Raw genomic sequence first — 13,737 nt, 5'->3', positions numbered from 1 at the left:
GCAGAATATGTCCTTTTTGCATAGGATAACAGTTACAATTTTTGATAATTGAATACATAACAGTTTGGAGATGAGATGAGGATTTCTCAGCAGCAGGATCTTGCCGATAGTTACAAATATGAAGCTGTTAAAAGACAGATCGAGTCTGCGATCGAAAGCGGAGCCCTGCTCCCCGGTGACCGCATCCCCTCATTGCGCGAAATGGGTAAAAAAGGTCGGGTGAGCATCAGTACGGTTCTGAAAGCCTATCTCGAACTGGAAGCAGAAGGAACGCTTGAATCGCGCCCTCAGTCTGGATTCTACATCAGAAAAAAACTTGGCGGGATACCGGCGCCGCAGATGACCTGTCCCGAATTAAAACCGAGCCGGTTGGATTCCTTCTCTTTTCAATACGATGTCCTGAATTCCATGGCGAACACCAACATTATTCCCCTCGGTACCGCCATACCATCACCCGAGCTACTCCCGACGGCGGTACTGACCAAACTCTATCGGTTGGCGGTAAACACACACCCAAATGCTTACGGCTACGAAGAGATCCCTGGCAACCGAAAGTTGCGCGCCCAGATCGCTTATCATATGCTTGACGCTGGAATCAATGCCCATATGGATGACATTATCGTCACCAATGGTGCAACAGAAGCGCTCTTTCTCACTCTGTCCACCCTGGCCGGGCCGGGCGACACTGTTGCTATAGAATCACCCTGTTATTTCGGCTATCTGCACATTCTGGAAACACTGGGTATTTATGCCCTGGAGATCCCGACCGACCCGGAAACCGGAATCGATTTCGCAGCCCTCCGCCAGGCGCTGGCGAAATACAAAATCAAAGCCTGCCTGCTACAACCGAACTTCAACAACCCGTTTGGGTGTCTCACTCCGGACCAGAGAAAGGCTGAAATTGCTGAGCTGCTCGCCGCACACGCTGTGCCCCTCATTGAAGACGATATCGTTGGCGATCTGCCGTTCACTGGAACACGGCCACTGGCCATGACATCATTCAGCACCAGGGCGGATAGCATTTTCATTTCCTCTTTTTCAAAAATGCTGGCACCAGGGCTTCGCATCGGCTGGATCTACGCGAAAGAACAGCGGGAAAAATTACTCAAAAGAAAGTTGGCGACCTCCATTAACACCAACCGCCCTGCCCAGCTTGCACTGGGAGATTATCTGGCAAACGGTCGCTACGGTAAACACCTGAAAAACTTTTCGGCAAAGTGCAGAAAGCAGGTCAGCCAGGTTGCCACCGCGGTGGAAAGATATTTTCCGCCAACCACCCGACTAAGCCGACCGCAAGGAGGGTTTCTTCTCTGGGCGGAACTCCCGGAGGAGATCGATACCAACCGCATCTACGCCAAAGCCCTGGCGGAAGGGATAGGAGTCGCCCCCGGTTCGATATTCACCGCGCAAAACCGTTATCGAAACTGCCTCCGGTTGTCTTGTGGTCATCCCTACAGTGAACAGATAGATCATGCCTTGAAACGGCTCGGTGAGCTTGTTGCAGACAATAAATAAAATACGGTGAGGATACCGTTGGATGACAAATCAACAGGCAATACCTGGTTGCCAAAAACTCTGAGCCAAGAGCAGGCTCCCCCTATCATGTTCATCAAGGATAATCAGGCAAGAATCAAGCAGGATTATGCTACCGGTTTGGGTTTTTTATCGGTATCCTTTTAAACGTCCTGCCCTTTTTGCTATCATTTGTGGGCTATCCCGATAGAAAGCAGAACATCTCAATATCTGAATCGTAAGCGGTTGTGTAAAAGCCCATCCGGTATTCAAAAAATCTTTTATCCCGTCTCGGAATGTTTTCTGGAAGCTTAAAGACGGATTGTTGACTATTAAATTATATAATACAGGCCAACGGGACAATTGTTTGGCCCGACTGTCTTCAAAAGGCTCAAGGAGGAATAGTATGTTATATCGCAAGGTTCCCAAAAACGGAGATGAATTGTCCATTTTAGGCTTCGGCTGTATGCGCCTGCCGACCCGGGATGGACAGATTGATGAGCCCCGGGCGATTGCACAAATCCGCTCGGCTATTGACCGCGGGGTCAATTATATTGATACCGCCTGGCCATACCATGCAGGGCAGAGTGAACCCCTCGTGGGGAAGGCCCTGCAGGAAGGTTACCGAGAGCGGGTCAAACTTGCCACCAAACTGCCGTCATTTTTGGTCAAAACCCGGGAGGATATGGACCGTTTTCTGAATGCCCAGTTGAAAAAGCTGGAGACGGATCACATCGACTACTACCTGGTTCACACCCTCACCGGCCCTGTCTGGGACAAGATGGTGGCGTTGGGAATCTTTGAGTTTCTTGATCAGGCCAAGGCCGATGGCCGTATTATCAATGCCGGTTTCTCATATCACGGCCTGCCCGAAGACTTTAACCGCATCGTCGACGCCTATCCCTGGGAATTCTGCCAGATTCAGTATAATTATCTGGATGAATCCTACCAGGCCGGAGTCGCCGGACTCAAATATGCGGCTTCAAAAAACCTGGCCGTGATTATCATGGAACCGCTTCGGGGTGGCAATCTTGGCCGCCCGACGCCGCCGCCAGCCATTGAAGAGATCTGGGCGAAGGCCGAGTTCCCCCGTACTCCGGTGGCCTGGGCTTTGCTGTGGATCTGGAATAGCCCGGAGGTGACGGTGATCCTGTCCGGGATGAATGAAGAATCCCATATTGATGAGAACCTGGCTCTGGCAGGACAGGCCCGACCCGGAGTTCTAAACTCCTCAGAGCTTGAACTGGTTGCAGAAGCGGGCATGACCTATCGCCGCTTGATGAAAGTTGGTTGCACCGGTTGCGGTTACTGCATGCCCTGTCCGGTTGACGTCAATATCCCTATTTGCTTTGAAGTGTTTAATAACTTCCATATGTTCAACCAGTCTGATGTCGCGCGGTTGAGTTACGCTTTTCGCATGGGTGGAGATCTGACGGATGGCGTCCCCGGCTACGCGTCGCAGTGTGTTCAATGCGGGCAATGCATCGAAAAATGCCCTCAGCAAATCAAAATTCCCGATATGTTGTCTCAAGTTGTTGCCGACCTGGAAGACGAGGGGCTTCCCCAGCGCCTGGACACAATGCGCAAGATCATGTTGAAGCAGGCACAGTGAATTTGCTATGCCAGCGCTCTTTTCTGCTGACCAGGGTCTTTCATAGACCTTGCCAGTCGAAAAGAGTGCTGGCGCGGTTCATCACATGATTCCAGGCCCAGGGGCATGTCATTCATAAAAGCCTGGAAATATGAGGAAAATGCCAATCACATAAAAGCCAGGAGCAGGCTTATCCCCTATTTATTATCTACCAACGAAAACTGCATCCGAGCGCTATTTTGACATCAGACCCTTCTTGTTCATAACCATCAGGAACATCATTCTCCACAACAAAAAGATCTGCATCAAGGGCCCAATGTTGCGCAAATCGCCAGTTGAGCCCAACGCCGCCGGACATGCCTGTTTCGGTGTCATAATCGTCATTGGAATGTTTGTGTTCAACAAGAGTATTCGTGCCGTAAAGTGCAGTAAGACGAGCCCTGAACTTTGCATCCCGACCGGGGTAGTACAACCTGGCACCGACATTCCAGCCGATGTTGTCCGGGAGAAGACCGACCCCCAAAACCGGGGCAAAGTAATCACAAACACCCAACTCATAATTCACCCCAAAGCCCCCATAAGGAAGACCTATTCCAGCCCCAACGACATGCTCTAACTCCGCACTGAACGCCGGAACGGAAGAGAAACTGACAATGAGCAAAACTGCGATAATAAAACGTTTGGACTTGTACATGGTGGCACCCTCCGTGATTGATATGAATGGCTAATTTCCAACAGGGTATGACTTCCCGACAAACCTATAAAAAAAGTCACAGCTCAATAAAAATTCTAAAACTTCAGATTAAGACCTCACGTTGCAAGCGACGGCGTAAGATTTTGGCATCCCACGACTATTACTCAAATTTAAAAGCAGCCGTGTCTTCCCCCCGGAGGCTTGGCTGACTGATCAGCTTTTTCTTCACAAAACGATGATTGATGGCTATGTATAACAGTGCAACGGGGACATAGTTAATTGAATTTATCGCAGCCCAGAAAGAGTGTGTTGTCGGTTGAACACCTGGAAAGGCAAAAAGAAAAATCATGCTACATATAAAAATTGCCGAAAACATCAAGTTTGAAGCCCAAAATATGATCCAGCGATAAATATTGGGAAACCTGACTGATTCATATGTTGTTGCAAGGAACAGCGAGATTGAGCCTGCATAAGTTAAAGCTGAAAAAGATAGGGCAGCAGCTTTGGAGTCCGGCCCCCCTTCAAGGTTACCAAACACGAACAAACAAAACGCAAGAAAACCAATAATCCAAAGAACAACCCCAACCGTCAAAACAGCAATACCTGCCTTGTGATTATTTCCAGTAGCTTCTTTTCTGTTTCTTTGGGCAATAACGATTGACAGTACAGCCGAGACCAGAATGACCGCGGAAACACTGATCGGCAGATAGGGAATATTCGGTCCAACCACTTGGCTTCCTTCCGGAAGGGCAAAAAGGATGATCAGTGAGATAACAAGGCACGAAACAGTCCCTTGCACGAGCACCAAGAAGGACGCACCCCACATGACGCCTTTTACACACAAAAATACAAGAAGGATAAAAAATGCTATTGCTACTAATGATCCTGCCATTGCCCCATCCTTTACTTTGCCTTGGACGCAAAAAAACCGATGTCCCAATGTTGAAAAAAATCAGCTTCGGGATTTGACTTTCTTAGGTCCCCGAATGCCGTTATCCCCCTATCACATGGTTACGAATATCAGCGCAGCTATTCTCCGTCCGCTTTAATTTTCTGATCCGGAGCCTCTTCGATTTCATCCCACTCGAAGACTCAACCTGCTAGCTAGTTGTCATCCGGAAACTCCGAAGGGCAACGGCTAAGTTTTCAGATTGGAAACGAGCAATTTTTCGTTGTGACAACGAAATCAAGGGGTTGCGCGGAGGCGTAGTCCTTTACGCCGCACAAGAAAACCCGCAGATTGACAGCATCCTTACAATAATCACCCAATCTTGCTTCATCCATTTGGCTTTTTTATCTTTTCTATCACTTCATGGTCTGACAGTTCATGACCAACCCACACTTTTACTTCTTTTGCCCCTGCAGCTGTTGCCACTTCCAGCAGAACTCTTTCTTCAACTTCAGATAAACCACCCTCAATTTTTTCCCTGGGCTGTATGAGCACTCTTGGTTTTGATGCCATTAACCGATGACCTGTGATTTGTTTTATTCCATCGTTAAGAGCTTTCTCCGCCGAATGGAACTGGCCAATCAGAAGGCGTTCTGTCGTAAATGGCTCAACTGCTAAAATTGAAATTATTTTCCCAGATTCAATATGCCGAAGATCAAATCTATTGATAGACACTTTTATGTATATGGTTTGCTGTTGGAACATATATTTGCTTTCAAGTGTATTACGGAATTAGATAAACACCGGCAGCGTAAGATTTCGGCCACTGCCGGATATTTTCAAATTTAGTCGCTCGAATTTTTCGTCCACTTGATAGGCTCTCTTCTCTTATACCCCTGCGTTCTGACTTTTTTCTGTTTTTCGACACTTTTCCTCACAGTGGTCCCAAATCGATGAACCCAGGTCAGGGCTGCATGCTGTCAAAGACTATTAACCTTGGTCTTGCCAAATAGGACGAAGAGTCTGTTTCCGATATTTTTCAGGAAGAAATTTTTAAAAATTGGGTGACTCTTACGGCAATGAGGCGAATTCTGATCCACATTATCAGACTATCCACTCTTTTCCAGGGCTAAGATATTCTTTTTCCCGGTTGCTGCAAATGCTTGACCAGGCCAGACTCCAAGATTAGTTTGGACAGCGAAATCTTGATGACCGGTAATGGGGATCTTTTTAACAAGCGACGCTCCATTCGTGCCTGGACGACAGAAAACCGAATGAGACATATTAGCAAACCCCTCGGCTCGGCTGCACCGATCCGGCCATCACATTGACGGCACAACCATGCAGGCTTTCTCCCTTATTGCTGCCACCAACCACGGAACAAAATGAAGGATGTTTATGATGGAACGTATCGTTTACTTAAATGGAGCATATATCCCTGAAACCGAAGCAAAGATATCAATTTTCGACCGGGGCTTTCTTTTTGCCGATGCGGTGTATGAAGTCACGGCCGTGCTAGACGGTCAATTAATTGATAATGAGGGGCATTTGGCAAGGTTGGAGCACTCAGCGAAAGAGCTGGGAATCAAACTGCCGATGACTAGCGAAGCACTCACGGCAATTCAAGAGTCGCTAATTGAAAAAAATAATCTTGCAGAAGGAAGCATCTATGTTCAGCTGTCGCGTGGTGCTGAAAGTGACAGGGACTTTGATTATTCTGAAGAGATTGAACCGACATTAGTTCTTTTTACACAAACCAGAAAGATCGTTAACACCCCCAAAAAGAAGACAGGGATCAAGGTCATCTCTTATGAGGATATTCGCTGGCGCCGTCGCGACATTAAAACCAGCGGTTTGTTACCGGCCTGCCTGGCGAAGCATGCTGCCCACGCTGCTGGCGCTGATGACGTTTGGCTGATTGAAGATGGCTTTGTTACTGAAGGTGGATCGAGTAATGCCTACATCATTACCCAGGAAGGCAAATTGGTTACTCGCCCTTTGAGTCAAGATATCCTGAGCGGTATTACACGTGACTCATTGATGAAACTCTCAAGAGACACCGGCATTGAAATTGAAGAACGTCCATTCTCTATTGAGGAAGCGTACGCAGCAAAAGAAGCTTTCATCAGTTCAGCAACAACCTTTGTATGGCCCGTTGTGGAAATTGATGGCAAGCCCATCGCTGATGGAAAGCCGGGCAGATTCACTCTAAAGTTGAGAGATATTTACATCAATACAGCGCAAAAAAATCTCTAAAGAACAAACCCCCTGAAAAAGGTAAGAATGATCTTCATCTAGAAAGATGGTGTCCTGACAACGGCTCGGTTCATCGCACGATACCAGGCTCCGGGATATGTCATGGGCAAAGGGATGGAGGTATGGGCAAGGTGCCATCAATTCTTTAAAAGCCAAGGGTAGACCTGAAGCCTATTTACGGGATAGAGGTCAGAGCGCGTAGTCCAATTCGATTAGACAATTATTTAGAGCGATTTTGAAGTCAGCAATCGTTTAACTTGCTGCCAAAAGTTCGTCAGGACGCACTGCCCGACCCGTCTCACTAGATTTCAGAACGGCCAATGTCAGTAGCGCATCTTCAGCATCTATAACCGGTTCTTCCTGTCTTTGGATGACTTTGCAGAAATGCTCAAGCTGAGCGACAAAAGGAGAAACATAAGGAACATTCTCAGAACGGGCCATGAGCGGCTCCCACCAACCCTTAGTACTTCCATGAGCATGGCTCCAAAGTTGCAAACTGGGAAAAGACAATGAAGCCTGTGAGCCCAAAAATTGATAGCAATTTTGATCTGTTTTGAAAAATTCGGGATTTTCTCCAGAGGTAAGTTCATAAGACCAGGGAGATGGCGTTGTATCAGAAACAAAGGCTGTGCCGAGAGCCCCACTTGTCATTTCGAAGCTCATCGAGATGGTATCCTCAACCATTCCTGTGCGAACTAGGCGTTTGGTTTTTGCAGTCAGCTCAGCAACATTCCCACAGAGATATCGCAGGTTGTCAATTTCATGAATTAGATTACACATAACGGGCCCCCCTCCTGGCAATGAGTGCCATTCGGGAATAAAATAATCATCCCCCTTCATTAAAGCCCAAACAATTGAAATTCCAACTAATTCTCCCAGCTCTCCTCCTCTTACGATTTCCCGTGCCCTTCTCACTAAAGGAAAATGGCGTCTATGATGCCCCACCAGTGAACGGATGCCACTCTGTTTGATGATCTTTACAAATTCCTTGCCCTCTTTAAGGGTAGTCGTCACAGGTTTTTCGGTTAAAATGTGAATACCGCGTTTGGCACATTCGCTTCCAATAGCAACATGAAGGTGATTAGGGGTGGCGTCTATCGCTCCATCAAGATCCGCTTGTGCCAACATTTCCCTGTAGTCCGAGAAGAAAGGAATCCCTAATTTCTCCGCCACAATTTTACGTGATCCATCGACGTCACAAAGGGCAACCAGTTCTCCATTACTAATTTTTTTGGCCGCGTCAATATGTTTTGACGAAATCCAGCCTCCACCAATAATGCCTAGTTGTACCTGTTTCATGACAACCAGTCCTTAGGCCTTCGTTCCGCAGGCCAAAAGAAGAAGTAATTATTTTCTCATCAACGTAAGATGAATTAACCTTTAGCCTGACGAACTTGTCTCTTGATTATTCTCCAAATAGATGTGTTGCTGATAATCATAAATATAACTACTAGAGTCAATATGCATGTCAATGGATTACTCACAAGATCCCAGAAGAAAGACCCAACATTATTATTTACAGATAACATTGCTTGGCGATAAGAATTGTCCATTAATGGACCAAGAATTATTCCTAATATCACAGGAGCAACCTGATACCCGAACATTTTCATCAAGTAACCCGCGACTCCAAAAGCCAACATCCAATAAACATCTATCATGTTGTTATTAATCGAATATGTGCCCACAACTGACAAAACGATAATACAGGGAATGAGAACTCCTTTTTTGATCTCGACCAGTTTGGCAAAAATCTTGATGCCCGTAAGACCGAAAAGGACCATAAATATGTTTGCCAGAACAAGATTTCCTACCATAAACCAAAACATATAGGGCGAATCGATCATGAGCATTGGCCCAGGTTTTAGGCCGTGAATAAATAATGCCCCGATAAAAACAGCAGTAACCGCGTCTCCTGGGATTCCCAAGGTCAGCATTGGGATATAGGCACCGCCTACGGCAGCATTATTAGCTGACTCTGGAGCAATAAGTCCTTCATAAGCACCTTCACCAAATGGACGGGATGGATTTTTAGTTGAACGTTTGGCATGGTCATATGCCATCAGTGAAGCAATATCACCACCTGTACCAGGCAACGCGCCGATAATAACGCCAATGAGAGAAGTCCGAATAGACAGAGGCAAGTATTTCAAGATGACATCCCAAGAAGGAATGATCTTTGAGACATCCTGTTTGATCGGCTTTAAATTAAGCGAGTGGAGTTGAAAAAGTGCTTCAGCTAAACCAAACAGTCCAATCATTGCAATGACAAAATGGATGCCCCCAAGGAGTTCTACGGAACCGAAAGTGAAACGGCCCTCGGCGGTCATAGGGTCCATCCCCACCATTCCCAAAGTTACACCCAATGCTCCTGCAAAAATACCTTTGGCCATTGATTCTCCAGAAAGACTACCAACGAGAAGCAACCCCATTAGTGCCAGCAGCAGATAATCACGAGGAGCAAATTTGAGTGCGAATTCAGCAACAGCGGGAGCAGCTATTGCCAGTACGACAATACCTATAAAACCACCAATTCCAGAGATGATAGTACTGATCCCAATGGCCTGCCCAGCTTCACCTCGCTGGGCCAGAGGAAAACCGTCAAAGCTTGTTGAAATAGAGGAAGGAGCCCCAGGAATGTTAAGTAAAATAGCAGAGCGCGAACCGCCGTACACTCCACCCATATAAACTCCCACCATCAATGCCAAGGCGGAATTGACATCCCATGAGAAAGTAAAGGAAATCAAGATAGAAACTGCCATGGTTACTGACAGTCCAGGAATTGCACCGATATAAATCCCAGCAAAAGTGCCAAGAGCAGTCAATGAAAGTAATGAGATATCAGTCCAACCCATAAAAAAGTAAGAAATAGCTGATCCAGTCATAATTTTCCTCTGTTATTTATGGGAGAAGAACTTTAAAGAAATATAGAAAAATGATATAAATAACTGCCAACGTTCCCGTTGATATTAATATCGCTTTAATTGGACTGCTTCCTTTTAGGAAAATCATAGATGAAATCAGGAATAGGAATGATGCTGGCAAAAAATGCAAGGGCTGAATTAAGACAACATATGCAATTGCAATGAGAGTATAAATGAAAAAAGTCGGGGTAAAAACCTCGCGAATTGCTTGGCGACACTCACTAAAGAAACCATCTTTGACTTCACGTTCTAATTTGCGATTTCCTAAAATGACAAATAGCATTGAAAAGACCATAACTGCCGTAGATGCCATTGGAAATGTTCCGGGACCACTGATAGCAAATCCTGAAATTTGATAAGCAACGATTAAAAGAAAAATACTAAAAGCAAGAACTAAGTAATCGAAATAAAGCTCGCCAGCACGAAGCTTCTTACCTTTTTCATGATTCATTTTGCTTTGGCCTCTTCATAAAAAAAGGCATCGCTTTAAAAATAAAAACGATGCCTTTGAGGTTCACTTGAATTAGGGCTTAGGAATACCAAGTTCAGCAGGCGAAATCTTGGTAGCACCGGCATCATGCAGCAACCAAGTTGTAACTGACTGCCATCTCTTGGCATATTCACTCGCTTCGTCACCATTTATATTCATCAAAACCAATTGATTTGCTTTTAAGAACTCTTTAAACCGATCAGACTCAGCTCCCTTTTTAAAAGCATCAACCAAGATCTTTTTAGCAGCCTCAGGGACATCCTTTTTACAGAAAACCCCGTAAAAAGGCCCCCAAGGAACGTATTTTTTAAATGCTTCAAAATCATCAGTAATGGCCGGGATGACGTTATCCCCCAAAGTGAGGGGGGATGAGTCGACTACGGCTATAGCTCGAACGCGACCAGAACGAATATGCTCGCTGGCTGCGGCAAGACCAGTCGGAATAAAATCGACATGACCTCCTAAGAGGGCTGTAATTCCGGGGCCCTCACCCTTAAATGGTACAGATAAGGTTTTTATGCCGGTAACGGTATCAATAAGTTTTCCAACAACATACGGAACACCACCAGGACCAGTTGCACCCATTTTAATTTTGCTTGGGTTAGCTAACGCATCGTTGACGAGATCTTTGAGATTTTTCCATGGGCTATCATTTCTTACCAGGATTACAGTGAGACCCCGTGCCAGAATATTCACAGGAAAAAAATCTTTGTAGTCAAGCTTCGACAAGCCCAAAACACCGTAGAGTTGAGGGTTTTCAGCACCATAGAGAAGAGTGTAGCCATCTGACCTGCTACTGAACACAAACTGAGTTGCTATTGCCCCTGTTCCACCAGGCTTATTTACTAGAACAACTTCTGTTCCCAAATTGGGTTCGACATTAGGGGTTACTGCCCTTGAGACATTGTCCATAGCTCCACCAGCTCCCCACATGATCACTCCCTGGAGGGCTTTCCCGGGAAAACCTTCAGCATGCAATGCCCCAGGAAAAGAGAAGCTGACAAAAAGAGCGGCAAGAAAGAATAGACGTGCACCTGACATTTTTCCTCCTAATTTGTTTGCGTAAATAAGAATTAATGACTCAATCGACTCTCCAATACATCCTTCTTGATAGTATATAAAACCTAATTGTGAGGATACATCATTCGCTTAAAATGTCAATATTTTTAAAAACATAAAGAAAAATTCCAATAGCCAGATCCAAATTGATAACAATTTAAGGTCACATTAAATGCAATTTCGGCTATGGATTTTTTTAAGTAATCGCAGTCCCGTGGGTATGCTGTAGAGATCTTGGCAGAGAAACGAAATTTTTCGGGTCGAGAACCGCAGTCGGCTCGAACGCCATTGATAGGTGGAACGCGTAGCGCGGAATCTCTCAATAGCGTGAGGTAAGACAGCTCGGCCCGATGGGATGGAGTACACAGCGGTCCATCCTGTCGCCGCCAGCACGCGCGGCTTTGTAGTAGAGGCGAAGCCGCAACAGAAAAGCCTTCGCTGTGCCTAGCTTGGTTATGTATTTTATCGTAGCCCTCTGGACCACACTGTTTTAACCACACCAAAAAATCGATGATCTATCTCTATCGGACCAGAATGAGGAGAGTCCAATATAACCGAGAATAGTATCTGGCAAGGGTAATCGTCATATTGAAATGGCGCGTTCTTCTTGCTCAGGAAAAATTCTATGTAATTCCGATCCGTTTGCGCCTCAAACGGTGAACCGCAACCAGTGGTGAACTCAAAATCTAGCTTCCCTACCGGTTCGGCCTCTATACTCCAGCTTATATCTTTCAAATGGTCTACCGGAAAGGGCCAGCTATCTTCGAACAGCACCACAGGATTAAAGTGCAAATTCATCGACTGACGCCTGTTTTCATAGGACATCACCGTTGCGGTACTCAAATGAACTCTCATTTGCTACTCACATTCGACGATGTAATGCATAGACACAATGGTTCACATCTAAAAACAGGCCTGTCTCCTAGTTAACCGTTAACCGAAAGAAGGGGTCAAAAAAGGAGAGGTCAAGTCTACGGTTGACTGATTTTCATCTTCCGGCATACCTGCACATACATTTCCCGGACAGTAACATTCTCCTCCATCATAGACTCAAATCTTGAAATAGCCGTGCTGACAGTGCTGTAGCGGTTCCCGCAACTATAAAATCACTAAAAACCTGTTGAATTTCAGTAATAAAGTCCTTGAGCCGCGTTGTATACAGTCGATTTCCATTTTATCTTAGCGCCCCTTTTGCAGGCCTCATACAGCTGATCATGCTGCCTTGCACGACGGGCCAAATCTTCAAGCTGCTTTCGTAAATATGAAACTCCAGGCATAAATCCCGCTGGTCGTGGAACGTAATCCAGGGCATCCGAGCACCTTCTCGATCCTTCGAGCATATCACCCGTCGCCCTGAGGGTATCTTTATTCATTGGCCAGTTTGCAGCCTCACTTCCAAAAATGTGGACGAGTATTATTTTTAAGTTTTTCTCTTCTCTTTCTGTCAGTTCATTCATTTATCGCCCCTCCGAATTCTGCAATGATCTGTAGTTTTGATAGACGCTACGATGCTTTTAAAGGCATCAAATTGCATATTGTTTGATGATATCCTGAGGTATCTGTCCCTTATGCTTTCGCTGAATATGTATGCAAAGCATACGTTTTTCATTGCCGTGTCGTTCCAGTAATACAAAGAAAAATCGGTTTTTCTTGAATATTGAATTTCACTATGAGGACCAAAAAGCTCTCCCTTTAAAAACAAGGCCCTTTTCATTATCCATATGTCACCTTTATCCGTTAGGCTTGCTAAGTCTTTTTCTGCCTTTGTAAAGATAAATTCAGCTGAATCAGCTATGGAGTAATTGCTACTGGCGGGCCATTGATCATCTTCTGAGAGTGATTTTTGGGAGTCCAAACTGAAACTTAATGAATCGCCATTTTCAAAGTACACATAAACATCACCATCCAGGAGTGTGTAAATCCGTAATGGTGGTGAAGGGAGGATGATGCTGAATTGATCAAGATCGATCGTATATCGACCATTCTCCGGATGAGGAGGCAATGGTTTAGTGATTGCAGTGATATTGCAGGATTGGCCTTCGCATTGAGGGAATTCGAAGACGTTGGAATGTGATGCACAACCAGGTAGGACAAGCAAAAGGAGCAAAGAGACCGTGATGGTCAGGTATCTATACGACAGCATAATATTTCCCCCCTTTTAATCAATTTACATTTAATGATAATGCCCGTGCTATAACACGGCTGGACTTCTAGAAAATGACCAGTTTTCAAATAATATCCAGCAATTCTGATAGATTTCTGAAATTTTTCTCAGCGAGGTCCATAGGAAAATCTAGACAAATCAACTCAACAACAAGCGCA

The 13,737-nt window shown here is 45.5% G+C and carries 12 protein-coding genes; 3 read left to right on the top strand and 9 right to left on the bottom strand.

The features are described from left to right. The first annotated feature begins 75 nt into the window (after positions 1-75). Together N909_RS0111380 and N909_RS0111370 are read left to right on the top strand one after the other, a co-directional pair. On the top strand, positions 76-1,515 hold the full coding sequence (locus tag N909_RS0111380; protein WP_029915146.1) for an aminotransferase-like domain-containing protein: 1,440 nt from the start codon (positions 76-78) through the stop codon (positions 1,513-1,515). Between the two features lie 403 nt (positions 1,516-1,918). Beyond that, entirely contained in the window at positions 1,919-3,124 is a 1,206-nt protein-coding gene (locus N909_RS0111370) for an aldo/keto reductase (RefSeq protein ID WP_029915144.1), read from the top strand. A gap of 187 nt (positions 3,125-3,311) precedes the next feature. On the opposite strand, the gene N909_RS0111365 is transcribed toward N909_RS0111370, so the two are convergent. From N909_RS0111365 to N909_RS0111355, 3 genes are all read right to left on the bottom strand, one after another. Further along, positions 3,312-3,797, bottom strand: a complete 486-nt coding sequence (locus N909_RS0111365) for a porin family protein (RefSeq protein WP_029915142.1) — start codon at positions 3,795-3,797, stop codon at positions 3,312-3,314. 160 nt (positions 3,798-3,957) lie between these two features. Continuing rightward, positions 3,958-4,689, bottom strand: a complete 732-nt coding sequence (locus tag N909_RS0111360) for a hypothetical protein (RefSeq protein WP_029915140.1) — start codon at positions 4,687-4,689, stop codon at positions 3,958-3,960. 384 nt (positions 4,690-5,073) lie between these two features. After that, the gene (locus N909_RS0111355; RefSeq protein WP_029915138.1) at positions 5,074-5,451 is read right to left on the bottom strand and encodes a hypothetical protein; all 378 of its coding nucleotides are present in this window, start codon (positions 5,449-5,451) and stop codon (positions 5,074-5,076) included. A gap of 636 nt (positions 5,452-6,087) precedes the next feature. Between N909_RS0111355 and N909_RS0111350 the strand changes: the two genes are divergently transcribed. Then, positions 6,088-6,942: a D-amino-acid transaminase gene (locus N909_RS0111350; RefSeq protein WP_029915136.1), complete on the top strand. Its 855-nt coding sequence runs from the start codon at positions 6,088-6,090 to the stop codon at positions 6,940-6,942. 252 nt (positions 6,943-7,194) lie between these two features. Here N909_RS0111350 and N909_RS0111345 read toward each other — a convergent pair whose 3' ends face one another. The 6 genes from N909_RS0111345 to N909_RS0111315 all read right to left on the bottom strand — a co-directional run bounded on the left by N909_RS0111345 (position 7,195) and on the right by N909_RS0111315 (position 13,558). Then, positions 7,195-8,241 (bottom strand): Gfo/Idh/MocA family protein, encoded by a 1,047-nt coding sequence (locus N909_RS0111345; protein WP_029915134.1) that lies wholly within the window; start codon positions 8,239-8,241, stop codon positions 7,195-7,197. A 74-nt stretch (positions 8,242-8,315) separates the two neighbouring features. Then, on the bottom strand, positions 8,316-9,827 hold the full coding sequence (locus N909_RS0111340; RefSeq protein ID WP_029915133.1) for a tripartite tricarboxylate transporter permease: 1,512 nt from the start codon (positions 9,825-9,827) through the stop codon (positions 8,316-8,318). A gap of 16 nt (positions 9,828-9,843) precedes the next feature. Further along, positions 9,844-10,317 carry a tripartite tricarboxylate transporter TctB family protein gene (locus tag N909_RS0111335; RefSeq protein ID WP_051689708.1) on the bottom strand — a complete coding sequence of 158 codons (474 nt, stop codon included), beginning with the start codon at positions 10,315-10,317 and terminating at the stop codon, positions 9,844-9,846. A gap of 72 nt (positions 10,318-10,389) precedes the next feature. Continuing rightward, a complete protein-coding gene (locus N909_RS0111330) occupies positions 10,390-11,397 on the bottom strand; it encodes a tripartite tricarboxylate transporter substrate binding protein (protein WP_029915129.1) in 1,008 nt (335 codons plus the stop codon). Between the two features lie 1,145 nt (positions 11,398-12,542). After that, the gene (locus tag N909_RS0111320; protein WP_029915125.1) at positions 12,543-12,872 is read right to left on the bottom strand and encodes a hypothetical protein; all 330 of its coding nucleotides are present in this window, start codon (positions 12,870-12,872) and stop codon (positions 12,543-12,545) included. Next, entirely contained in the window at positions 12,869-13,558 is a 690-nt protein-coding gene (locus tag N909_RS0111315; RefSeq protein ID WP_029915123.1) for a hypothetical protein, read from the bottom strand. Before N909_RS0111315 ends, N909_RS0111320 begins: the two co-directional genes overlap by 4 nt. Positions 13,559-13,737: the final 179 nt, after the last annotated feature.

It is taken from the genome of Pelobacter seleniigenes DSM 18267, assembly GCF_000711225.1.
GTDB lineage: Bacteria > Desulfobacterota > Desulfuromonadia > Desulfuromonadales > Geopsychrobacteraceae > Seleniibacterium > Seleniibacterium seleniigenes.
Note: the sequence above shows the minus strand (reverse complement) of the source record. Positions and strands in the feature narration are given on the sequence as shown.

Coding starts and splice junctions, on each gene's coding strand:
- N909_RS0111340 (WP_029915133.1), bottom strand. CDS start 9,827: ATGACTGGATCAGCTATTTCTTACTTTTTTATGGGTTGGACTGATATC.
- N909_RS0111345 (WP_029915134.1), bottom strand. CDS start 8,241: ATGAAACAGGTACAACTAGGCATTATTGGTGGAGGCTGGATTTCGTCA.
- N909_RS0111335 (WP_051689708.1), bottom strand. CDS start 10,317: ATGAATCATGAAAAAGGTAAGAAGCTTCGTGCTGGCGAGCTTTATTTC.
- N909_RS0111355 (WP_029915138.1), bottom strand. CDS start 5,451: ATGTTCCAACAGCAAACCATATACATAAAAGTGTCTATCAATAGATTT.
- N909_RS0111360 (WP_029915140.1), bottom strand. CDS start 4,689: ATGGCAGGATCATTAGTAGCAATAGCATTTTTTATCCTTCTTGTATTT.
- N909_RS0111320 (WP_029915125.1), bottom strand. CDS start 12,872: ATGAATGAACTGACAGAAAGAGAAGAGAAAAACTTAAAAATAATACTC.
- N909_RS0111330 (WP_029915129.1), bottom strand. CDS start 11,397: ATGTCAGGTGCACGTCTATTCTTTCTTGCCGCTCTTTTTGTCAGCTTC.
- N909_RS0111315 (WP_029915123.1), bottom strand. CDS start 13,558: ATGCTGTCGTATAGATACCTGACCATCACGGTCTCTTTGCTCCTTTTG.
- N909_RS0111380 (WP_029915146.1), top strand. CDS start 76: ATGAGGATTTCTCAGCAGCAGGATCTTGCCGATAGTTACAAATATGAA.
- N909_RS0111370 (WP_029915144.1), top strand. CDS start 1,919: ATGTTATATCGCAAGGTTCCCAAAAACGGAGATGAATTGTCCATTTTA.
- N909_RS0111365 (WP_029915142.1), bottom strand. CDS start 3,797: ATGTACAAGTCCAAACGTTTTATTATCGCAGTTTTGCTCATTGTCAGT.
- N909_RS0111350 (WP_029915136.1), top strand. CDS start 6,088: ATGGAACGTATCGTTTACTTAAATGGAGCATATATCCCTGAAACCGAA.